This is a genomic window from Virgibacillus sp. (assembly GCF_013393565.1).
GTDB lineage: Bacteria > Bacillota > Bacilli > Bacillales > Amphibacillaceae > Virgibacillus > Virgibacillus dokdonensis.
Genome location: NZ_JABXHF010000040.1, coordinates 1 through 22,366 on the forward strand (window position 1 = coordinate 1; position 22,366 = coordinate 22,366).

The window sequence follows — 22,366 nt, forward strand, 5'->3', positions numbered from 1 at the left end:
TATAAATAGGTCAAAAACGGCGAACCCGTTGCAAAAATTTACGGCTTTAGTTACGAAAAACGAGCTGTGTTAGATAATAAAGTGGCCGAATATGAGATAAAAAATCCAGCTGTAGCCTTTCATATTGCCATGTTACACGGGAGCGTGCAAAGTAATACAGAGCACGATACGTATGCCCCTTTTAAAATATCAGATCTTAGAGAAATAGATATGGATTATTGGGCGCTAGGACATATTCACCAACGACAAATAGTAAAACAAACACCTCCAATCATATATCCGGGAAATATTCAAGGTCGACACCGTAAAGAAACAGGTGAAAAAGGTTGTTATCATGTTCGCCTTACAAAAAATGAAGCACAGCTGGAATTTTTGCCGCTACAAGCTATTCAAATTAAGCATGCATCCGTAGACATAACAGCATGTGACACGGTTTTTGATATGGAGAGCGTGCTATTAGCAACACTAAAAGAGATGACAGCTGTAACACCACAGTTAATCGATGTACAACTAGAAAGTAAGTATGAGCATATTTATGAATGGGAACGCGATGGACACATAGAAGATGTAATAGATGTAGTCAATGAAACGCTTCAACAATTTCATCCTTGGTCGTACATTTTTCATTTTACAATTTACGGGCAAACAAATATTGATGAAACTTTATATTATGGCAATCATTTCATTGGTGAAATGCTCCGTGAAGCTGAAAAACAGCCAGTGCAACCGTTGTTAACAGACCTTTATAAGCAACAGCAAGCACGCAAGTTTTTACCGTCGTTAACAGAGGAAGAACAACAAACAATCAAAACAGCGGCAAAACAACTTCTTGTTCATGAACTGTTAAAGGAATGAGGGAGAAATGTGATTATTCAACGAGCAACCATTTTCGGGTTTGGAAAATGGGTGAATGAGACCTTTGATTTTTCTAGTCGTGCAGTCCATTATATTTACGGAGAAAATGAATCAGGCAAGTCTACTTTGCATACATTTATCCTATTTATGTTATTTGGCTTACCACCTAAACAATGTGAATTATATCGCCCGAAAACAAGTGGACAGTTCGGAGGCAGATTACATGTTTCCCTTCATGGAGATATGTGTATGATTGAACGTTTATACAAAGGTAGGCATAGCGAAGCAGTTATTTATACATCAGATGGGGATGAAAAAGGAGAAGTTTGGCTTCAAGATAAGCTTAAAGGAATGACGTTGGCAACATATCAGTCTATATATTCTTTTTCTGCTAAAGACTTAATGGGCATTTCCGACATGCAGGCGGATGACCTAGGAGAGATTATCCTTGGAATTGGGTTAACAGGGGTGAAGAATTTATATACAGTAGAAAAACGATTGGATCAGCAACTAGGATCGTTATTTAAACCATCTGGAAAGAATCCGCTTATCAATCAACAATTGACGAAGCTTCAAGAAATTCAAACAAAGGCCAATGATTGGAAACGGATAGAATTAACGTACCAAGAAAAACAAAAGCATATAAAGGAATTAGAGCAATCGTTAAGGGATATAAAACACAGTATTAGTGATCAATATGAAGAACGATTTTCTATAGAAAAACAAAGACATGCCTTGCCAACAATTCAAGCTTTTCAATCTATCCATAAGCAATTAAAACAGATGCCAGAGAGAATTTGTTTTCCTGAAGCGGGAATAGAGCGCTGGGAGCAGTTAAAAGAGAAGCTCTTGCCTTTAAAGAGTAAACAAGCCGTTTTAGAAGCAAACCAATCGCGTTACCATAACAAAATAAAATTATTAGACGAAACACTATTACCAGTGGATTTGAATGACGATGGTAAAAAAATGATGGAAGAAATGGGCCGTTATGAACAGTTCCAGGATCAAATAGATAATTTGTCGCAATCATTACAAAAACAGCAACAACAGTTTAATACCATTTGTAATGACCTCCAATTACCGATAAATCGTGAAGAAGTAAGTAAACTAGAGTTGTCTATCTTTACGGAAAAGAATTGGAAGAAAATAAAAGAGGATTTAGACCAATTAGATGCAAAACAATTGCAACTACAGCTAGAAAAACAACAATTGGCAAAGCATCGGCAGAAACTGATGGAAGAAAAACAAGCTATTCAAGAACGGATGGCTAAAGAACATCAATTAAAGCAATGGAAAGCACAGCTACAACAAGCACAAACGTCTGATTCTTCCTTATCCATGGATCAACAAAAAAGGAACGCAGCTAATTGGCAGCAAGAAAAGCAGCGAAAACAAAAGCAAACACGATCATTCTTTCTTAGCGGGATTATTGTTGCATTCGTTTTAGCATTTGTGGGCAGTGTTACGGATTATAACAAGCTTCTATTTGTGGCTCCGTTTGTAGTGGTTTTAGCTTTCTTTCAATGGAAGATGCGAGCACAGTCGATAAAAGAGATGGACAGATGGTTTACAGCGTCGACAAGTGAGCTGCATTATTCTATTACAGATGACGAGAGAGTGCGTCTAGAGCAATCTGTGGCTCAAGAATTACAGTTTCGCACAAAGCTTGATGCAATGGAAGAACAATTGAAATCGGTCGATGTAAAAGCGTTACAACAAGAAGAACAGCAGTTACAATTATCGGAGCAAATGAGGCGCATGGATGAATGTATTCTTGCTGAGCAACGTATTTATCCATTTTTAGCACAACTTGCTCCCCAATATTGGATAGATGTCTTTCATAGTTTAAAACAGTTACAGTTTATTCATAAAAGAATGGAAGAAGATGAAACAATTTACAATAAACAAGCACAACATATGCAAACAATTCACACGAAACTGAGTGCGTTTATCGAACGTATAAATGGAGAATGGTTGGAGCAGACTGTTCAAACACAATTTCAATATGTAGAAGACTCCTTGACAAAAAATGAAGCACATCTGAACCAACGATCGTATTATGAAAATCAGTTAGCTGAAAATGAATGGGCATTGCAACAGATATACGAACAAATGAAGCCTTTAGAATTGGAAATGAATCACTTATTAAAAGCAGCTCTGGTAGAAAGTGAAGAAGTGTATTACGAGAAAGGAAAGCAGAAACAACGATTGCAATCACTCAAGAAGCAAGAGGAGGAATTAGTAGCTCAGCTTGATTTCTTGTTTCCTAAAGAAAAGTGGCAAGCATTGCTACATAAAACCCCTTCTGTTTTTGAGTTGGAACAGGAAGAGAAAAAAGTACATCAAATCACTACAGAGTTGGAGGCGCATGTAGACGAACAACAGCAAAAATTAGCAAAGTTTCATACGGAAGTAGATATATTGGAGAAAAAAGAAGATTATTCTACATTGATTCATCAAAAAGAAATGGAACAGGAAGCATTACATCAACAAGCTAGACATTGGGCGACATTAAAAGCGGCAAAAGAAATGCTATTACAGGCGAAGCGATCTTATCAGAGTAAATATATAAGTAAGGTGATCGAAAAAACCTCATTATATTTTCGCGAATTAACCGCAGAGAACTATCGCTGTGTTTACCCACCGACTGTAGGGCGATTATTTACGGTGGAAAAAGAGGATGGTACACGTTTAAATGTGAAAGAGTTATCTCAAGGTACGATGGATCAATTATATATCGCATTACGTTTTGCGGTTAGTGTAAGTATGAGTGAAGAACATGCTTTACCGTTTATCCTTGATGATGCTTTTGTACATTTTGATTCGGTGCGAACAAAGCGTGTTGCAATGCTACTTGAACGCATTGCACAAGAGCAACAAGTGATCGTTTTCACGTGTAAACAAGACCTTATTGAAGTAGCGAAAAAAAGAAGTTTTGTTCAAATGTTAAATTCTATTCGCATTCATTAACAATAAATGATAAACTATTTGCAGATTATATGATTATAATGCATGTGGAGGGACATCCAGTGCCAGAGAAAAATGAATACAAAGACTGGGAAAAATATGATGAAACAATTGAAAAATTCATTCAAGTCATTGCTAAAAATATGAACCTTTACGGCCTTACTTCTTCAGTGGGCAGATTATATGGTGTATTATATTTCTCTAATAAGCCAATGACTTTAGACGATATGCGTGATGCACTTGAAATGAGTAAAACAAGCATGTCGACAGGTGTAAGGACGCTGTCTGAGATGAAAATGGTGGAATCCACTTTTAAACGTGGTATTCGGAAAGACCTTTATCAATCTGAAGAAGATTGGTATAAATCTTTTACTTCTTTGTTTGGCAATCGTTGGCGTCACCATACGGAAACAAATATTGAAGAAGCGGAAGAAGCGATGGCGGAGCTTCAACAGATAGCAAGAGAAACAGAAGATGAGCAATTAAAAGCAAAGATTCATGCGGATATAGAACGGTTAGAGTATGCTAAAAATTACTATGAATGGTTAATGAAATTTATCCAAGTGATTGAATCAGGTGAAATATTTAACTATATACCAAAACATTAATCATTTTTCAAGGTAAAACAAGTATCCGATGTCTCCTTACCATTGATGGAAAAAAGCCTTGCTTCTCATTTATAGCAAGGCTTTTTATACTTATAGGAAATTACTAAGTTTTTCAGGTTTAAAGTATAAGCAAAATGACGGCGTTTTTTCCGCTATAAGAATTGGTGAAAAGCCAAGTTTTCCTAAGTTTTTTTTACTGTGTACTTTAAAAAAATAGTTTTCTCCATAAAGCATTGACGGCAAGCCTAGGTTTCTCTTGATAGGAACAAATAGAAAATGAAGAATTACTTTATCTCTTCAGCATTTTCATATCGGCTGTCTAAAAAATCCACAATATGAATAATATACCCCTCAATAGATTGCGGTTTTCGAACACAGGCTCCCCATTCTGGTAGCCCGTGATGGCAGAGGATGCAATGTGACATTTGATGAATAGCTCCTAAAGATAATTCTATGCCTTCTGCTTCGATCATCTTTGTAAGGATCAGTACGCCATAAGGAATATGACCAACCATTACTCCTAATTCATCCATTGTAATTCCCGCTTGCTTTCTATTTTCTAAATCGGAATGGTCAGCTGTAGGGAAGAGAAATTTAAATGCTTCAAATGTTTTTCCAGCATGGTCATACTCTATTAACTTACCAATATCGTGAAATAGAATGCTCGTCATGATTACATCATAGTTAGGTTCTTGTTCCTTATAGGCCATCATACCTTGCAACATATCGTAGAGGTGATCTATGGTACCTTTCCAGATAAGTTGTTGATTTTCACTTGTTTGAAATTGCGACCATAATTCATTTTTAAAAGCTTTTTCTACTACATTAATTAGCTTCATGACAGCTTTATAATGATTTTCTTCTATTTTAATTATATATCTAGCAAATCTCATTAGGCCAACCGTATGTTTTAATAGGCCACCTAAATAATTATGGTGGAACCCTTTTGCGGCAGGTCTAATTCTAAACTGATCCCAAAATTGACGCATTGCCCCTAATGCGATGTCTTTATATGGTATTGCTAATTCATTTAGATAGGAAAATAATTCAATAGTTAAATCGTCTATATTTTGTTGGGTGTAAGCTAATAATGAAAATGGGTCTATCTCTTCTGTGCAAGGAGTTAATTGATGAATTGTTAAAGATTTATGTCCGCGAAAATCATCGACTATTCCTTCAATGTCAAAAACAGCGTATTTCTCTAAAATAGGTTGATGCCTATCGACAGCACCTTGATTATCCCACATTTTTGTATTTATCGTACCAGCATTATTGCTAAACAGCATTTTAAGATACTGTTTATTTGTTTTTGTTTTTTGTACATGAAATTCATTAAGAAGTACTCGAACTTTCACGTGGTTACCAGGAGATGCATCTGCTATGTTAAAAAACTCCGTAGAATCAGGTAAAACAGGCGCTGGGAATTGGTTAAGAATTTCTTTTCGTTCTGCTTCATTGCAGTTAAAGGTGATAGGAACAAAATTGTAAAAATAAGACAATGTCATTATGTATCATCACTCCATTTTACTAAGCTGATTTAAGTGTATCTTAAATCATGTTTTATCGAAAATAATTTGTTATAAAGACTTGGCTTATCGCCAAGTTTTTATAGCGGAAAACACCTAAATTAAATAAATGTATACTTTCTTATAGTGAAAAAAGCTCTTAACTTCGCTAGGAAAATCCCCTTTGCTTATGCATCCTTGTTTTTATCAGCATAGATATTAGCTTTGATAAAGTGATATTTCATATCGAAGTTATTTTTTTCTGTAGTAAACATATACTTGTACAAGAGACAAGTAGGAGGAGATAATATGATACTCGGTGTACCTTGGTGGGTGTTTGTTATGATTTTACTAATTTTTGTTAGCGGATATATGGCTTTTCGGGGAATGGTTGCTGAAAGAAGAATGGAACAGCATTTCATTGAGCAAGAAGGGGAAGTTTACATGGAGCGTGTTAGAAAGGGGAGGGAGTTGAAAGAAAGGGGGAAACAAGCAACTGATGAATAAACAGAGGCTAGTGCCAACGAATGGCCTAGCCTCTGTTTTAAATGGGTATATTAACCTTTTGCTTCTGTATCTTCAGATTCTTTATTCTCGTCTTGTTTAAACAAATCTTTGTATTTGTCAATTTTTACTTTAACGTCTGCGTCTTTAATTAGCTTATCAATTTTTTCTTGCATTTTAGCAGGATCCATTTTCTTTGTTAATAGCTCACGACGTAAGTCTTCTTTTACATCTTCATATTTTCCAAGTTGTTCTTCTTTATCGCGAATATCATTTACTTTAATAATATGAAAACCATGTTGTGTTTTGACTGGATCACTAATTTCATCCTTTTTCATACTATAGGCAGCATCTTCAAATTCTGGCACCATTTGTCCCGCAGAGAAGTAACCTAGGTCGCCACCTTTTTCAGCACTTCCATCTGTAGAATATTCTTTTGCTAAGTCACTAAATTTTCCGCCATCGTCTAACTTCTTCTTGACTTTCTTAGCAGTCTCTTCGTCTTCTACTAAAATATGCTGTGCTTGTATTTCTTTGTTTTTACGGTCGTAAAGCTGTTTAAGTTCTTTTTCTTTAATGTCTACATCTTCAGCGATCGCTTCTTCCTGCAATAAGCTAATTTTTATCATGTTACGCAATTCGTCTTCACTACCAAATTGTTGTTCAATAGCCATATCATATTGCTCACCAAGTTGGTCTTTCATTTTTTCAACTTCTTTATCAACTTGATCGTCAGAAACTTCGTACTTATCGTTAAGTACTTCTACAGTCACCAATTCCTGTAAAATTTCTTCGCCATGGCGATCCTTTAGTACTTCATAAAACTCATCTTTCGTTATATTTCCAGCTCCAGTTTCAACGACAGCTTCGTCATCTCCAGAACTACACGCGCCTAGTGCTAATACACTAGCAGTTAACGTAGCAGCAATTGCTATTTTCTTCATACTCAAACACTCCTAATCTGCTTGTACAATAATTCTCCCCTAGCAATTAATATAACATAGAATGAAGTTAAAAATACAGTTCATTTCTAAAATAACAACAAAAAATTTTGGTTATACCATTGCGTTCATCAATCGCAAGTAGGAACTGACGAGAAGAATAGTAATCATTAGATTAATTACTCGAAACATCTTCCCTTGTTTTAGTGCTTCCATTTCCAGTTTAATACATAATTTATGCGTTAAAGAGTTAAAAATAAGAAATATTATAAATCCATAAATGAGAAAAATGATATTCATGGTACCCCCCCTATATTTAAAGAACAGATTATACTTATTGGCTCTAAAAAGGAACGACGAAGGGCTCTTAATCTCCTTGTCATTTTAAAATATCATATTCTTTACTGTACCAAAAGTTTAACCATCTGAATAGGGGTAATTGGTTTCTTTGTCCGATTAGAACATCATGGTGCCCTACCATCTAAGCATGAAACAATCCTACTAACGTAGAAAATAGGGGATGAACAAGTAAGATATAGCAAAAGCCGAACAATAAAATTGGTATTGTTCGGCTTTTTAACATTATAGAGAGTATACAATTAGCAGGTTGAAGTTTTTTAATTAGCTGTTTGGATAAAACTTAAGCACATCTTTAGGTTATGAACCTTGAATTAGTATATCTAAGCCATTACCGTCTTCATTATTCTCTATGAGTGAACATTTGGGCGCTTTCCAGAGCTGACAAATATATAGTAAATCAATGAAAGCAATACCGATATTTACGGATGTAAGTAATAAAATGTACACTGAATAGGAGTGAAAGTAATAACTGGCAACAACTCCTGGGATAGTTAATAAAGCGGTTGGTGCTATAGTTGCAAGTAAATACGCTTTTTTGGTTAAGTGATATTTTGTATAATAATAGAACACAGGAAAGCATCTATTTTTAAATTTAAATACGATTCTCATACGTTTATTCATTAGAATTAAAGGAAGTATGTGCATGGACGAATGAACCATTGGTAAAAGCATGAGAAATAGAAAGAAAGGTAAAATTCCGACCTCACTAACTTCTGCTGTTGAACCTTGTGCCATGGTTATTACTACATATAAAAGAATAAAAGAAAACAACGTAATTAAGCTTGACATAAGAAATAATCGATTACGACCAAAGTCTTTTGCAAGGTTAATGGATTTCCAACAATTCATGTGGATCCCTCCAATTCCTATAAAAAGTTACTTATCCTTCAAGAATCATAGTAAAAATGGCTGCAAAAAGCAATAGGTTTGAAGCAGATTTTTTACTTGTTAAAAAATGTTTAAATTTCTTTCCTAAAAACAGTAATTTTGTTATATAGAGCGGCTAAATTATAAAAGTTAAAATGCTGTTTATTTTTGCACTATAGGAAAGTATAAAATTAGTTGCTTGTGGTGTGGATAACGAAATAATCGATTAGCCACGTCCGTGCTCCATTGCCCTCGCTAAGTCATCATCGGTTTGTCCCTAAGAGGAAGGCCAACTAAAAACACGCTTGCCGTCCGACGTCGGCATACCTCTGTTTTAGTGACATGATTCCTTTATGTCCGTTGGTTCGCTCCATTCGCTACGTTACTAAACGGGCGCCCCGCGCTTTTGTTCTTGAATACATTAGACGGGAACGGCTTTTGCCATACGGGTGTGCTCCTACTTATGCTATAATAGAAAAATAGGCTGGAAAGGAGAAACGAGGGAATACCTATGAAAAATGAGGCAGAAACGGTTGCTTTTCACTTGCATTTACTTTCCAAAATTATTGATAAGGAAGCACACCCGTTTACAAAGCTAATTATAGAACAAGGTGTAACAGAAGATGAATACAATCACTTAATTCGCTTACTTGATCTGCTAGAAGATCAATTAAAAAAACAAAAGAATGCAGGATTATTAGATTTTTCTTCCTTATTGGTCCATTTTGCTGGTATGCTAACTGAAAAATTAGCACCTCATCAAACTATTTATGCACTAAAAAAAGAAGGATATTATCCTTCTTTAATGAATGAGTTTTTAAAAATCATGGAAAATCTAGGGGATTAGCATACAAAATACATGTGTTTTCTTCTGAGAAGCTGGCAATCTTATTTTACAGTAAAATAATGAATTCCACTGCCTGCTTTACAGATTTATTGTCATTTTGCTAATCCTTTTTTACCTCACGAAATACATCTTCCATTTCCTGGTGAAACTGAATAATTTCCTGAAGACGTTCTTCCGTAGCTTTTAATTTTAAATTAGTATGATTCCTCTTTATTTCTTTCATCATTTGCTCCAATTCTATAAATGCGCTTTTTTGTTGATTCACTGCTTCCACCCACTTGTTCAAATAAGAAATCATAAATGCTTTAAATAATTGTGTATGCGCTTTATAAAGACTTTTACGCACACCTTTCTTCCAAACGCGTGTGACTAAATTTTGGTCTGCGAGCGTTCGAATACTCGTACTCATCGCCGTTTTACTTTTCCCTAGTGCCTCCGCCATATCATCTAGTGTCATCGGTTTGTCAGCTAAATATAAATATGTAAATAGTCGTGACTCTAATGGTGTTAGTCCAAACATTTCGATGGTCTTTGTAAATTCAAGTACCGGTTGTTTCAAAGTCGGCCATTGGAATTTCATTGCCCATACTCGTCCCTATAAATATTAAAAGTATACCAATCGAAAATAAAGCGACTTTTATGTCCATTTTCTTTACTAGCATATAAATGACGATAATAACAGCTAGGATTGCTGAGCTATACATAATTAAGTTATCTGTCATGGTGTTTCCTCCTGTTTGAGTTGTTTAGTTGCATTTTTGTAAACTATCCAAAAACCATTGTTTAAATAATTTTTCATCAATGTCTAAACAAACGGTCGCATTACTTGGCATATTTAAGTATCCTTTCAAGTCAGTAACAGTACCCCCCTTTGTTAAGGAGCCATTTAGCTCAATACCTACATAAGCTTTTTGTGTAGTGAACATCTGTGGACATAGCAAGTAGGCTATAGCACAACTATCATACATTTTTAGTCCAGTTTTCATACTACCACCACGATATTTTTGGAATAAATGGTAAATCATATGACCGGTTTCGTTTAATGTTTTCAATTTTTCACTGTCCTCAGGGTAAACGAGTGCTTTCCAACCGACATCTAATCCAACCATTACAATGGGTACGCCACTGTTAAATACAATACTTGCGGCTTCGGGGTCAGCATGAATGTTAAACTCAGCCATGACTCCAGAATTCCCTCGCGTTGTAGATCCGCCCATTAATACGATTTCTTTAATATTTGTTTTCACTTCTGGATACAATCTTATAAGTAGTGCAATATTGGTTAATGGTCCAATGGGTACAAGCGTAATTGGCTTATTGCTTTGAAGAATAGTTTTGTACATCGCGTTAACAGCATGCTCTTTTAATAAGAGATTTTCGTTAGGCTCTGGAAAATTATAACCATCCATACCTGTTTCACCATGAACATTACTCGCATCTATCGGTTCTTTAATTAGCGGTTGGTCTGCACCAGCAGCAACAGGAATTTCTTTTTTGAAAAATTGTAATAGCCGTAACGTATTGTACGTTACTTTTTCGAGACTTACATTACCAGCAACTGTCGTAATCAATTTAATATCCAATTCTTTACTAAATAATGCGGCAGCAAGGGCTACAGCATCGTCAATTCCTGGATCTGTATCAATAATAATAGGTGTTTGGTTGTCATTCATCAATATCTACTCCTCTACATATTTGGAATCAATTAAATCTTGTCTAGTAGGTATGGATTTCTGTGCACCGGCTTTAGATACGGTTAACGCTGCGGCACACGTAGCATATTCCATACTTTTTTGAATTGTTTTTCCATGAGAAAGTTCACAGGCAAGCGCCCCAATATAAGTATCTCCAGCAGCGGTTGTATCTACAGTATTTACAGAGAGACCAGGCACGAAATGGATGGTTGTATCTTCACCAACTATACTCCCTTCCGCTCCTAAGGTAATCAGTACCGCATGAACTCCTTGTTGCTGAAAGTATTGTATTGCTTTTTTGTATTCGCTTTCTTCGGATGGGTATATTCCCGATAAAAATTCACACTCTGATTGATTAATGATAAGTAAATCAATATGAAGATAATTGGCTTTAGTAATATGTTTAGCTGGTGCAGGGTTTAATATAGTAAAAAGTCCCTTTTCCTTTGCAGCTTTTAGTGAGTGCAAAGTGGTTTCGTAATCGTTCTCAAATTGCGTTAAAAAAATATCTCCAGGACGACCGATATCTTGCAGCATTTTGTTGACGTCTTGGAAATCAACGTCGTCATTGGCTCCATTGTCTAAAATAATTCGATTGTCTCCATCATTTCTAATGATCATGGCAATTCCGGTCGTTACACGTCGGCGCATTTTTATATAATCACAATTCACCTTATATTTTTTTAGCGTTTCTACTAATTTGTTCCCATATAAATCTGTGCCTACTGCTCCTGCTATCCAAGCATTTGCTCCACTTTTAGCGGCAGCTACAGCTTGATTTCCCCCCTTACCTCCAGGGGATAGGAAAAAGTCTTTTCCTTGTATCGTTTCTCCGTTATTTGGAATGCGATCGGTATAAATGGAAAGGTCCATATTTAAGCTTCCAAAAATAAGTACTTTCTTCAATATATTCCCTCCTTTACGTAAAAATTGTTTTTGATAAAACGTTTTATCATAATAAATATACAACGTGCACATAAAAATAGTCAATACAAATATCGAATTTTGTCGAATGAATGTTAAAGTTTTTAATTTGAATCAATAGTTGGAATGAGTAAAAAAGGGAGGAAGACATAGAAGAGCTGGCCTTATTAAGGACCAGCTCTCTTGAAGGAGAGGGTTCTTATGCATTGTGAAGTAAACAGTACACTTCATAGAGCGGGGTTTGCTTCATAAAGTTGTTTACATGATCATTAGTTAGTTCCAGCTAGTGGAACAGCATAAAGACTGGACAACGTATCCTTCAAGAAACAAATTACTAAAAAGAATCTGTGCAGACAGTTAGGACTGTATACATTTTTCTTGTATTAATAAAATGTTTGGAGGATATTTATAAGAACTTTTTCTCCTTCGCTACTTATTATTAGCAGTAATCTACAAAATATACGTGCACAAAAAATATTTTTTGTACTATAGGAAAGTGTAAAAGCTTAAAGTAAAGGTTTATAGTATAAGAAGAACTACGCCTTCTTGGCGATAAGTCAAGTTTTTCTAAGACCCTAGGAAATGATGGAGATTACAGTACAAACAAAACGAAGAATATTCGTCTAAAGGTGATAACCCAAGACCTCTAATACTATAGGAATTATTATGACAACTTGTATATAGAAGGTAACATTTTGCTGTAAAAACCTTGTGACAAAGGCAAACTTATATTTGTCGAAAAAAAGCATACTGTTTACTTTGTTTTTTATATTGAGCAAGTGCTAAAATATAAACAATAGAAGAGGAGGGGCATTTGTGGAATCTTTACTACATATTGAAAACCTTTATGGAGGATATACGCATAAGCATGTGTTACAAGGTATTTCCTTTACGGTACATACAGGTGAAATCGTTGGCTTAATTGGTTTAAATGGAGCTGGGAAAAGCACTACTATTAAACATGTTATCGGGTTAATGCAACCAAAAAAAGGGATGATTACTGTAAACGGAAAAACATTTCAAGAAAATACGGAGACATACAGGAATCAAATGGCTTATATTCCTGAAATGCCTATCTTATATGATGAACTGACATTGTATGAACACTTGCGTTTAACAGCTATGGCTTATGATATTCCGCAAGATATATTTGAAAAAAGGTTAGAGCCTTTATTAAAGGAATTTAGAATGGAGAAGAAGTTGAACTGGTTCCCTGTCCATTTTTCCAAAGGTATGCGTCAAAAGGTTATGATAATGTGTGCATTTTTAATTGAACCACCATTATATATTGTAGACGAGCCTTTTGTAGGGCTTGATCCGTTAGGTATTCAATCTTATTTACAGCTAATGAATCAGATGAAAGAAAATGGATCGGGTGTGCTGATGTCTACCCATATTTTAGCAACAGCAGAGCGGTATTGTGATCGCTTTGTTATATTACATGACGGAACGATACGAGCTGATGGCAGTCTGGATCAATTAAGAGAGAGCTTTAAAATGCCCCATGCTACTTTGGATGATTTGTATGTACAATTAACAAAGGAAGAAAATAACCATGTTTAATTCTCACCATTTTTTCAAGGAACGGTTTTCAGCGCATTTAAAAGAGACAAGTCGTTATTTACGCTATATATTTAATGGTCATATAGCTATTGCAATGCTATTTTTCATCTCTGCGTTAGCTGTTTATTACCAAAAGTGGTTGCAAGAGATCCCAGATGATTTTCCTGCTGCTTGGGTTATATCCATTGTTTTTGGCTTGATAGCAAGTTATAGTCCAGTGCGCACCTTGTTAAAAGAGCCAGATCTTGTATTTTTAATTCCAGCAGAACAGAAAATGAAAGCTTATTTTCGTAATGCTATTGCATACAGCTTTACGATTCAATTGTATTTAGTATTTTTAGCTGCTGCAGCTTTGGGCCCGTTATATACAACTGTTTTCGCCAATCGTGCTGGGGTTGTATATCTCATAACCATTGCATTGTTGCTTGTATTTAAATTCGCCAACCTAATTGCGAATTGGTGGATGCTCAAAGTGAGGGAACGTGATTCTCGGTTAATTGATACAGTCGTTCGTACTGTGTTAAATATAGCTGTCTTTTATTTTTTTATATCTGGCAGCATGTTATTAGCCGGTATCACAACATTGCTTTTTGCCATTGTGTTTTTGTATGATTATCAAATAGCGAGTAAACGTCCTGGATTACTATGGGATTTACTGGTGGAAAAAGATCAAAGTCGTATGCAAGCATTTTACCGATTAGCGAATATGTTTGCAGATGTACCTCATTTAAAAAGTCGAGTGAAAAAACGGCATTGGTTGGTCCGTATCGTTAGTATAGTTCCTTTTACCCGAACAGCTACGTACGATTATTTATATCGAATTACTTTGATACGAAGTGGTGATTACCTTGGTATGTATGTGAGATTAGTCGTTATAGGTGGGGTACTTATTTATGTGATTCCACCATTATGGTTGAAAATTATCTTTGCTTTATTGTTTTTATATTTAAGTAGTTTTCAAATGATGACCTTATATCAGCATCACCGTACTATTTTGTGGCTGGATCTCTACCCAGTTTCTCTGCAAATTCGCCAACAATCATTATTAAAGTTACTATTGCAATTAAGTATCGTACAAGTGATTTTATTTACGGCAGTGTTTATCGTAATGGATATATATATAGGGGCCATGATAACATTTGCAGGTGGGATTATATTTTCTTGGTTGTTTGTAGATGGCTATGTGAAACGAAAGCTTACGTAAAAACACATGAGGGGTATGTTACCTCATGTGTTTTTTATGTGCATTAGTCTAAATTAACAGCTATAAATAGGATGATAGATGATACGGTTGAATGAGATTTTGCGTAGTATCATTATACCTTCAACATCTATTTTAAAGGGATGTATTATCTAGTTTGATAAGCTAAATAAGCAGTTATTAGTGTTTTGGCAGCTATTGGCATAGCCTGTTCATTAAAATCAAATTTTGGATGGTGGTGTGGAAATGGTTGTTTATCTTTTTGAGCGCCTGTAAAAAAGAACGCTCCAGGTTTTTTTTGCAGATAATATGCAAAGTCCTCACCAGCCATAGAAGGCTCAATCGTTTCGGTTTTTGTAATCTCTTTGATATGTTGATCCAATTGTAACAAAAGTGCTGCTTCTTCCTTGTGATTAATTAAAGGGGGATACCCTTTGATGTAATCAAATCTATAGGTGGCATCTTGACTCATACATATTCCTTTAATGACTACTTCCATTTCCTTCATAATTATTGCTTGTAAGGCAGGGTTTATATATCGTACCGTTCCTACAAGTCTTGATTTGTCAGCTATTACATTAAATGCTTTACCAGCTTCAAAAATGCCTACGGTTATAACCGCTGTATCTAACGGGTTAATTCGTCTGCTGACAATTTGTTGTAATTGCGACACGATTTGTGATCCAATAACGATGGCGTCCTTTGTTTCATGTGGATACGCGCCATGACCACCCTTGCCTTGGACTTCTATTACAAAGCGATCTGCTCCGGCCATAAAAGCCTGTTTGGATGTTTGTAACACCCCAAGTGGCGTTGTGGCCCATAAATGGGTGCCAAAAACAGCGTCAACATGATCAATGGCACCTGAATCGATAATGGGTTTTGCTCCTCCAGGTGCATATTCCTCTGCATGTTGATGTAAAAAAACAATCGTCCCAGGCAATTCTTGTTTGTACGTTATTAATGCCTTAGCTAAAGCTAGCAATGTAGCTGTATGACCGTCATGCCCACATGCGTGCATAATGCCTTTTACTTTAGAACGATAGGGGACATCTTTTTCATCTTGAATGGGAAGCGCATCAAAATCGGCTCGCAATGCAATTGTCTTTCCTGGCTTCCCACCTTTTAAAGTTGCAATGACACCATTACCTCCGATGTTTGCTTCATAAGGTATACCTAGTGTTTTGTAATAATTTGCAATATAGGCAGCTGTTTTCGTTTCTTGAAACGATAGCTCTGGATATTGGTGAAGATGTCTCCGAATATGTACCATTTCTTCATACAAAGCTTCAATGGAGTGATTTATTTGTTTTAACAAAGAACGTACCTCCAATGTTTTTAGTTGTAATTATACCATTAGCAATGTATAAAAAGAATCTATTTTTTGAAAAAATAAACAAAGGTGATGTATGTACTTGCTCGATGAAAGTACAAAAGCATGCTGAGGCATATCATCTACAGTAACTTTTGGCTAAATAAAAGTATAAGACGTGCGGAAATAGTGGATGTAGGAAAGTATACCGAAAAGACTTGGTGATAGACCAAGTCTTTTCTAAAAAGATAAGAAAGTATAAAGTGAGGTGCTTGTGTATAACGAAATAACCGAATAGCCCTTGTTCGGCTCCATCGCCCAGCGACTAGGCGACTTTACGAAATTGCCTTAAGCTAAGTCATCATCTGTTCGTCCCTAAGAGGAAAGCCGACTAAAGAAGGGCTTGCCTCCGTATGTTGGTATACCCCTGTTTTAGTGGCATGATTCCTAACTCTTTCGTTGATTCGTTTCATTCGCTACGTTGCTACACTGGCGCCCTGCACCTTTGTTTAAATATTAGGATTGACTATGCTAAGCGTGGATCAGCTAGTAGTCGCTCAATTTCTTCTTTATGATGTGTTTCATCAGCAATCATATCTTCTAATTTTACAACAAGTTCCGTGTAGCCTAATTTCTCAGCTTGCTCTTTCCTTTTTTCATAACGTTTAATTGTATCTGCTTCTGCTTGTAATGTTGCTTGTAATAGATCCTTAACGTCTGTAGGTTGTGGAACGTCAGCTGCTTTAGTTGTAGGTGTGCCACCTAAAGAGCTGATTTTTTCGGAAAGGTATAAAGCATGTCCTAATTCATCTGTCACTTCTGCTTCAAAAAAAGGTTTTAATGCAGAACGATATAGTCCGCTAACTACGGAGGCACTATACGTGTATTGAATAGCTGCGCCATATTCATTTGCTAAGTCTTCATTTAAACCATCAATTAATGTTTGTAAGTCTTGTTCCATTTGCAATCCATCCTTTCATAAACTTCTTTAAATACTCCACATATCTATTACCCTCCTCTGTTTTTTTAAAACGTAAATTCGGGTATGATGTGAAAAAAGACAAAAATTAAGGAGAGGATCTGGTTATGAGAAGAAGTATGATGTATTTGTATGCGATCGTATTTTTCATTGGGGTTGTTCTCACATTGCTGTGGGGTTATAAAGTGGCAAATCAAACAATGCCATATGTCGATCAATGGACACGTGATGTAGTAGAGAGATTAGATAATACAGCCATTTACACTGCTTTTCGCTGGATTACAGAGCTGGGTTCATCGTCTTTTACAATTCCGTTTGTCCTTGTAATGGCATTTGTTTTTTGGTGGATATACCGTAGTATAATACCTGCACTAATTTATAGCTTAGGGACACTTTCAACGCATTATTTTAACATAGCCATTAAACATTTGGTGGAAAGAGAAAGACCGAGTGTACTCGTTGCAGCAAATGCAGAAGGACATAGTTTTCCTTCTGGCCATGCTATGATTTCAATGGTTTGCTACGGCTTAGTTGCGTATTTCCTGTCCAATCGTCTAAAGCAAAAGACAAAAAAATGGCTCATCCAAGTCTTTTTTGCCGGTTTGATACTATTAATAGGCATTAGTCGATATATCATTAATGTCCATTATTTAACGGATGTTCTTGCAGGGTTCTTTATAGGTTTTTTATGCTTGGTTGGTTTGGTATATCTCTATCAGTTAACAAGCAGACAAAGTTCTCCGTCTAGAGGCTGAGAAGAAAGCAGTCCATAGATCGTTCTCCTCGCTTCCTTTTTACTGGTAGGATAAATATAACAGAGATGCTGATGCGTTTCGTGAAGGTTTTGCTAGCATTAGACTACCATAGCAACTTCCAATTGGATGAAAAGCTTCATTGTTCTGAGCATCTCGTTATTTATGAGAGGAGAAATGAATATGGAAGCAATATCTGAAACAAGTAAGACAGTACCAGTATTAAAGAATAGAAATTTTTTGTTATTATTTATTGGCTCTATTTTTTCTGCACCTGGGTACTACATTTATTTAATCGCAGCAGAGTGGTTAATGTTAACGATTAGCGAAAATAGAGTTTATTTTGGCATGTTGTTTTTCGCAGCTTCTGTTCCGCGATTGTTACTATTAGCAGTTGGTGGGGTTGTTGCTGATAGGTTTAATAAACGAACCATTTTATTTATTGCTGATTCGCTTAGGGCTTTATTCATTGCTGCGCTTTTATTATTCCTCTATCTTAATATGGTAACAGTTTGGCATTTAATCATTTTAGCTGCATTGTTTGGGATCGCTGATGCTTTTAGTTACCCGGTTACAAACTCCATGACACCATTATTATTGGAAGAGGATCAATTGCAACAAGGTAATTCATTTATTCAAATGACCATGCAAATAAGCCCTATTTTAGGTCCTGCTTTAGGAGGCGTATTATTAGCTGTATTAGGTTTTAAGGGGGTTTTTTCTGTTGCTTGTGTTATGCTATTGATAGGAGCTTTAACGGTGCTTTTTATTCAATTAAAACAAGAAAAAGAGGAAAGTGATGCACATTCCCCTTGGAAGGATTTAAAGGAAGGGTTCCTGTATGTACGTCAAAGCGATTTTATCGTATCTATTATGTTTATCGCTTTTTTTATTAACTTTTTCTTTTCAGGTCCTTTTTCCATTGGAATGCCGATCATTGTAAAAGATGTTTTTGATGGAAGTGCTATTAGTTTAGCAACAGTTCAAACAGCGATGGGGCTCGGTGCAATGCTAGGAGCGATTCTTTTAGCAGTGAAAAAAGTAACAAACTACAGAAAGGTGATATTAGTAAGTTTATTAGTGGTTGGGTGCCTCTATACGTTTATTGGAATGTCCAATCAACTGTATATGAGTGCTATTCTTGTATTATGTATGGCAGTTTTATTGCAATTCGTTAATATTCCGATCTTCACTATTTTGCAAAAAACAGTAGACAAAAGTATGTTAGGGAGAATTATGGGGCTTTTAATAACCGTAACTACAGGTTTAATTCCAATCTCTTACGTAGCAACTTCTACGCTAATCGCGTTAGGTGTAGATATACGGTATATTATGATAGGTGGTGGGATTTTTATTGTCATTATCGCTATGATTAGTTTTAATTTCAAGCGCCTTCGTAACCTTGAAATCTCATAGAGGGGATATCTATTTATGAAGAATATAATTCGTTTGTTTTCAGCAGTTTCCATTATTAGTATTGGAATTATACTTGTTCTGTTTAATCTAGGTGTGATTGCTTTTGATGTGTATGAGATATGGGTTTACCTTTACCCCATTTTCTTTGTGCTAGTAGGCATAAAATGGATTATTCAAGATTTTCGTAAAAAAGGTAAGAGCTGGGAAGTGGGGTCTTTTTTCCTTTTGTTTGGCCTTTTGCTCTTACTCGATAGGCTTGCCATATTGTCCTTTCATTTTTTTGATGTATGGAAATTATGGCCGCTATTCATTGTTTATATAGGTGTTTATTTCTTAAAACGGGATAAAAGTTATTCGGATACACATTGGAATAACATTGAACAAGAAGATAATAGTGCTACTTTTTCCAAATTTTCCATTGGAACTTATGAATATACGAAGCCGAATTGGAGAGCAGAACCAACCAAATTACATGCGTTGTTCGGAGATTTTTATTTAGATTTTTCCAAAGCTTTTATTCCGGAGCACGAAATACCATTTAGCATCCGCTCGTTAGCTGGTGATGTTACCATTTTAATACCTGAGCATGTCCCATTTCGTGTTCAAGCGGTGGTGCGAGCTGGAGAAATTGAGATCGTTGGCAAGCGTGTGGATGGAGTTCATCGAAAGCTTTCCTTTCAAAGTGATAATTACGAGCATGCTATTCGGAAAATTGATTTTATAATTAAGCTCGAAGCTGGATCCATTCGGATTGAACAAGTGTAAAAAAGGGGGGACTTCTATGCGTCAACGTTTTGCAAGTATACGGTATAGTTATATTATCTCCCATCTATACGGACTGTTTTTAACCTGTATTATTTTACTCGCCACGTTATTAACCATATACGTTTTACTCGAACCTATTTGGCTAACCATAAAAGGGATTTTCTTATTTATCGTTCTATATCTCCTTATTGCATTATTGGTTTCTATTTATGCTGGTTTTAAATCTGGTGGTAGCTTGAAGTATCGCTTTGATTATATATCTACACAGATTACTCAATTTGCACATGGAAACTATCAATCTCGCTTGCATTTCCAAGAAGGAGATGAGATTACGAGAGTGGCAAATGAAATGAATGCATTAGGAGAGGCGCTACAGGATCAAGTCAAGTCCTTGCAGCGAATGGCTGATGAAAGAGCAGATATGGCAAAAAACTCCTATAAAACAGCGGTAATGGAAGAAAGGCAGAGGATCGCACGAGATTTGCACGATGCCGTGAGCCAGCAATTATTTGCGCTCACTATGTTTTCTGAAGCGGCAATAAAGCAGTTGGATAAGGCTCCTAAATTAGCAAAAGAGCAAATGATGGAGGTATCAAAGGCAGCGTTACAATCACAAACGGAAATGCGTGCTTTGTTATTACATTTACGTCCCGTCTATTTATCTGGAGAACCATTAAATAAAGGGATACTGAAATTGGTAGAAGAGTTACAACAAAAAAGCAGAATTGATTTTCAAGTTTCAATATCGGATAACTTGGATGTTTCGGATACAATTGAAGAGCATGTATTCCGTATTGTTCAGGAGGCACTTTCTAATATATTACGTCACTCCAATGCATCCAAAGTCATTATTCATATTTCTAGTCGTTCCAATGAGTTATTGATACATATTGGTGATAATGGTCAAGGGTTTCATGTGGAAGAAAATAAGAAAGCGTCTTATGGTTTAAAAACGATGAAGGAGCGCAGTGAGGAATTGGGGGGAACGTTTCACATTCGCTCTAGTGAACGAGAGGGGACTTATGTTGATATTCGTATACCTTGTTAGAGGAGAGGAAAATGATGATTCGTGTCGTAGTCGTTGATGATCACGAAATTGTAAGAAAAGGAATTATTGCGTATTTGCAAACCGATCAAGAAATCGATGTGGTTGGTCAAGCAAAAAGCGGAAAAGAAGGAGTGGAGGTTACTTTACAAGAACGTCCAGATGTGGTTCTAATGGATTTAATAATGGAAGATGGTAATGGAATAGAAGCAACAACACACATTACGCAGCAGTTTCCATCATGTAAGATTATCATTTTGACAAGCTTTTATGATGATGAGCAAATTTTCCCTGCACTTGAAGCGGGCGCGTTTAGTTATTTATTAAAAACATCCTCTGCAACAGAAATTACCGAAGCAATAAAAAAGACCTATCATAACGAAGCAGTGATTGAACCGAAAGTGGCTGGTAAATGGATGAGCAATTTTCGCTCTGTAGAAAAAAAGCCTCACGAATATTTAACGGAACGAGAGTTGGAAGTTTTACTATGTATTGGAAATGGTTTGACGAATCAAGAAATTAGTGAACAACTATATATTGGCATTAAAACAGTAAAAACGCATGTGAGTAATATTCTATCAAAACTGGAAGTGAGCGATCGAACACAAGCTGCAGTTTATGTACACCGTAATCGATTGTATCAGCAAAAATAAGATCTATTTGCTATACTGACTGTACTACATAGTTTAACAACTTTTAAGCAGCCATTGGATATATGTCATTTTTTCTTTTTGCTAATTTTCTCTACTGTTTGTATAATATTATTAACACATATTGGACGAGAAAATTTAGTCGTAATAGCGATGGGGATAGGGGAAAGGATTATTTATGGTGAAACTTTCAAACAAACAAGAAAATTTATTATTATTTATTTGGGCGCCGTCTATAGTTGCTCTACTTGGAAGTCTGTTTTTTTCTGAAATAATGGGGTACCCGCCTTGTGATTTATGTTGGATACAGCGAATATTCATGTACCCACTTGTTATTATTTACGGTACAGCATTATGGAAGAAAGATATATCCATTGCGTTACCAGGTTTGTTTTTGAGTGGGATAGGAATGCTTGTATCCATATACCATTATCTAACGCAAAAACTCCCAGCCTTACAAAAGGCTGGCGATGCATGTGGTCTGATCCCATGCAATACTATCTATATTAATTGGTTTGGTTTTGTGACAATTCCCTTTTTAGCAGGTACAGCATTTATCTTTATATTTGTATTACATATAATATTAATACGATCTAGACGGATGTTATAGC

The 22,366-nt window shown here is 35.9% G+C and carries 23 protein-coding genes; 13 read left to right on the forward strand and 10 right to left on the reverse strand.

Annotated features, from left to right (window positions below):
- The first annotated feature begins 66 nt into the window (after positions 1–66).
- From HLX49_RS09965 to HLX49_RS09975, 3 genes are read left to right on the forward strand one after another with little or no spacing between them, the layout of a single operon-like run.
- Positions 67–855 carry a metallophosphoesterase family protein gene (locus HLX49_RS09965; RefSeq protein ID WP_296361611.1) on the forward strand — a complete coding sequence of 263 codons (789 nt, stop codon included), beginning with the start codon at positions 67–69 and terminating at the stop codon, positions 853–855.
- A gap of 9 nt (positions 856–864) precedes the next feature.
- A complete protein-coding gene (locus tag HLX49_RS09970; RefSeq protein WP_296361613.1) occupies positions 865–3,825 on the forward strand; it encodes an ATP-binding protein in 2,961 nt (986 codons plus the stop codon).
- A gap of 38 nt (positions 3,826–3,863) precedes the next feature.
- Positions 3,864–4,430, forward strand: coding sequence for a GbsR/MarR family transcriptional regulator (locus tag HLX49_RS09975; RefSeq protein WP_077706853.1), 567 nt, complete (start codon positions 3,864–3,866; stop codon positions 4,428–4,430).
- A gap of 284 nt (positions 4,431–4,714) precedes the next feature.
- On the opposite strand, the gene HLX49_RS09980 is transcribed toward HLX49_RS09975, so the two are convergent.
- Entirely contained in the window at positions 4,715–5,935 is a 1,221-nt protein-coding gene (locus HLX49_RS09980; RefSeq protein WP_077703023.1) for an HD domain-containing protein, read from the reverse strand.
- Positions 5,936–6,244: 309 nt separating this feature from the next.
- Here HLX49_RS09980 and HLX49_RS09985 point away from each other — a divergent pair, with 309 nt between their 5' ends.
- The gene (locus HLX49_RS09985; RefSeq protein ID WP_077703024.1) at positions 6,245–6,442 is read left to right on the forward strand and encodes a sporulation YhaL family protein; all 198 of its coding nucleotides are present in this window, start codon (positions 6,245–6,247) and stop codon (positions 6,440–6,442) included.
- Between the two features lie 50 nt (positions 6,443–6,492).
- Here HLX49_RS09985 and HLX49_RS09990 read toward each other — a convergent pair whose 3' ends face one another.
- The 3 genes from HLX49_RS09990 to HLX49_RS10000 all read right to left on the reverse strand — a co-directional run bounded on the left by HLX49_RS09990 (position 6,493) and on the right by HLX49_RS10000 (position 8,589).
- Positions 6,493–7,383 (reverse strand): peptidylprolyl isomerase, encoded by an 891-nt coding sequence (locus tag HLX49_RS09990; RefSeq protein ID WP_077703025.1) that lies wholly within the window; start codon positions 7,381–7,383, stop codon positions 6,493–6,495.
- Between the two features lie 111 nt (positions 7,384–7,494).
- Complete coding sequence (locus tag HLX49_RS09995; protein WP_077703026.1) at positions 7,495–7,680, reverse strand: hypothetical protein; 186 nt, start codon at positions 7,678–7,680, stop codon at positions 7,495–7,497.
- A 357-nt stretch (positions 7,681–8,037) separates the two neighbouring features.
- A complete protein-coding gene (locus tag HLX49_RS10000) occupies positions 8,038–8,589 on the reverse strand; it encodes a DUF3267 domain-containing protein (protein ID WP_077703027.1) in 552 nt (183 codons plus the stop codon).
- A gap of 529 nt (positions 8,590–9,118) precedes the next feature.
- On the opposite strand from HLX49_RS10000, the gene HLX49_RS10005 reads away from it, so the two are divergent.
- On the forward strand, positions 9,119–9,454 hold the full coding sequence (locus HLX49_RS10005) for a DUF1878 family protein (RefSeq protein WP_296361621.1): 336 nt from the start codon (positions 9,119–9,121) through the stop codon (positions 9,452–9,454).
- A gap of 100 nt (positions 9,455–9,554) precedes the next feature.
- Here HLX49_RS10005 and HLX49_RS10010 read toward each other — a convergent pair whose 3' ends face one another.
- The 4 genes from HLX49_RS10010 to rbsK are packed head-to-tail and all read right to left on the reverse strand — an operon-like array spanning position 9,555 to position 12,054.
- Positions 9,555–10,034: a GbsR/MarR family transcriptional regulator gene (locus HLX49_RS10010; protein WP_296361623.1), complete on the reverse strand. Its 480-nt coding sequence runs from the start codon at positions 10,032–10,034 to the stop codon at positions 9,555–9,557.
- Complete coding sequence (locus HLX49_RS10015; RefSeq protein ID WP_296361625.1) at positions 9,994–10,176, reverse strand: hypothetical protein; 183 nt, start codon at positions 10,174–10,176, stop codon at positions 9,994–9,996. The genes HLX49_RS10010 and HLX49_RS10015 overlap by 41 nt, the downstream gene beginning before the upstream one ends.
- 24 nt (positions 10,177–10,200) lie before the next feature.
- A complete protein-coding gene (gene rihC, locus HLX49_RS10020; RefSeq protein ID WP_077703037.1) occupies positions 10,201–11,127 on the reverse strand; it encodes a ribonucleoside hydrolase RihC in 927 nt (308 codons plus the stop codon).
- Positions 11,128–11,133: 6 nt separating this feature from the next.
- On the reverse strand, positions 11,134–12,054 hold the full coding sequence (gene rbsK / locus HLX49_RS10025; RefSeq protein ID WP_296361628.1) for a ribokinase: 921 nt from the start codon (positions 12,052–12,054) through the stop codon (positions 11,134–11,136).
- An 834-nt stretch (positions 12,055–12,888) separates the two neighbouring features.
- Here rbsK and HLX49_RS10030 point away from each other — a divergent pair.
- Both HLX49_RS10030 and HLX49_RS10035 read left to right on the forward strand, forming a co-directional pair.
- Entirely contained in the window at positions 12,889–13,635 is a 747-nt protein-coding gene (locus HLX49_RS10030; protein ID WP_296361630.1) for an ABC transporter ATP-binding protein, read from the forward strand.
- The gene (locus HLX49_RS10035) at positions 13,628–14,839 is read left to right on the forward strand and encodes an ABC transporter permease (RefSeq protein WP_077703040.1); all 1,212 of its coding nucleotides are present in this window, start codon (positions 13,628–13,630) and stop codon (positions 14,837–14,839) included. The genes HLX49_RS10030 and HLX49_RS10035 overlap by 8 nt, the downstream gene beginning before the upstream one ends.
- Before the next feature lie 145 nt (positions 14,840–14,984).
- Here the strand turns inward: HLX49_RS10035 and HLX49_RS10040 are convergent, their stop codons facing one another.
- Entirely contained in the window at positions 14,985–16,154 is a 1,170-nt protein-coding gene (locus tag HLX49_RS10040) for an amidohydrolase (RefSeq protein WP_296361633.1), read from the reverse strand.
- A gap of 520 nt (positions 16,155–16,674) precedes the next feature.
- Positions 16,675–17,109 carry a ferritin-like domain-containing protein gene (locus tag HLX49_RS10045; RefSeq protein WP_077703042.1) on the reverse strand — a complete coding sequence of 145 codons (435 nt, stop codon included), beginning with the start codon at positions 17,107–17,109 and terminating at the stop codon, positions 16,675–16,677.
- 125 nt (positions 17,110–17,234) lie between these two features.
- Between HLX49_RS10045 and HLX49_RS10050 the strand changes: the two genes are divergently transcribed.
- The 6 genes from HLX49_RS10050 (at position 17,235) to HLX49_RS10075 (ending at position 22,365) form a co-directional block, all read left to right on the forward strand.
- Positions 17,235–17,882 (forward strand): phosphatase PAP2 family protein, encoded by a 648-nt coding sequence (locus tag HLX49_RS10050; protein ID WP_237342716.1) that lies wholly within the window; start codon positions 17,235–17,237, stop codon positions 17,880–17,882.
- Between the two features lie 180 nt (positions 17,883–18,062).
- Positions 18,063–19,295 (forward strand): MFS transporter, encoded by a 1,233-nt coding sequence (locus tag HLX49_RS10055; protein WP_077703043.1) that lies wholly within the window; start codon positions 18,063–18,065, stop codon positions 19,293–19,295.
- Between the two features lie 15 nt (positions 19,296–19,310).
- On the forward strand, positions 19,311–20,060 hold the full coding sequence (gene liaF / locus HLX49_RS10060) for a cell wall-active antibiotics response protein LiaF (RefSeq protein WP_077703044.1): 750 nt from the start codon (positions 19,311–19,313) through the stop codon (positions 20,058–20,060).
- Between the two features lie 16 nt (positions 20,061–20,076).
- Positions 20,077–21,108, forward strand: a complete 1,032-nt coding sequence (locus tag HLX49_RS10065; RefSeq protein ID WP_296361642.1) for a sensor histidine kinase — start codon at positions 20,077–20,079, stop codon at positions 21,106–21,108.
- 14 nt (positions 21,109–21,122) lie between these two features.
- On the forward strand, positions 21,123–21,758 hold the full coding sequence (locus HLX49_RS10070) for a response regulator transcription factor (RefSeq protein WP_077703046.1): 636 nt from the start codon (positions 21,123–21,125) through the stop codon (positions 21,756–21,758).
- A gap of 175 nt (positions 21,759–21,933) precedes the next feature.
- Positions 21,934–22,365: a disulfide oxidoreductase gene (locus HLX49_RS10075; RefSeq protein ID WP_077703047.1), complete on the forward strand. Its 432-nt coding sequence runs from the start codon at positions 21,934–21,936 to the stop codon at positions 22,363–22,365.
- Position 22,366 lies beyond the last annotated feature (1 nt).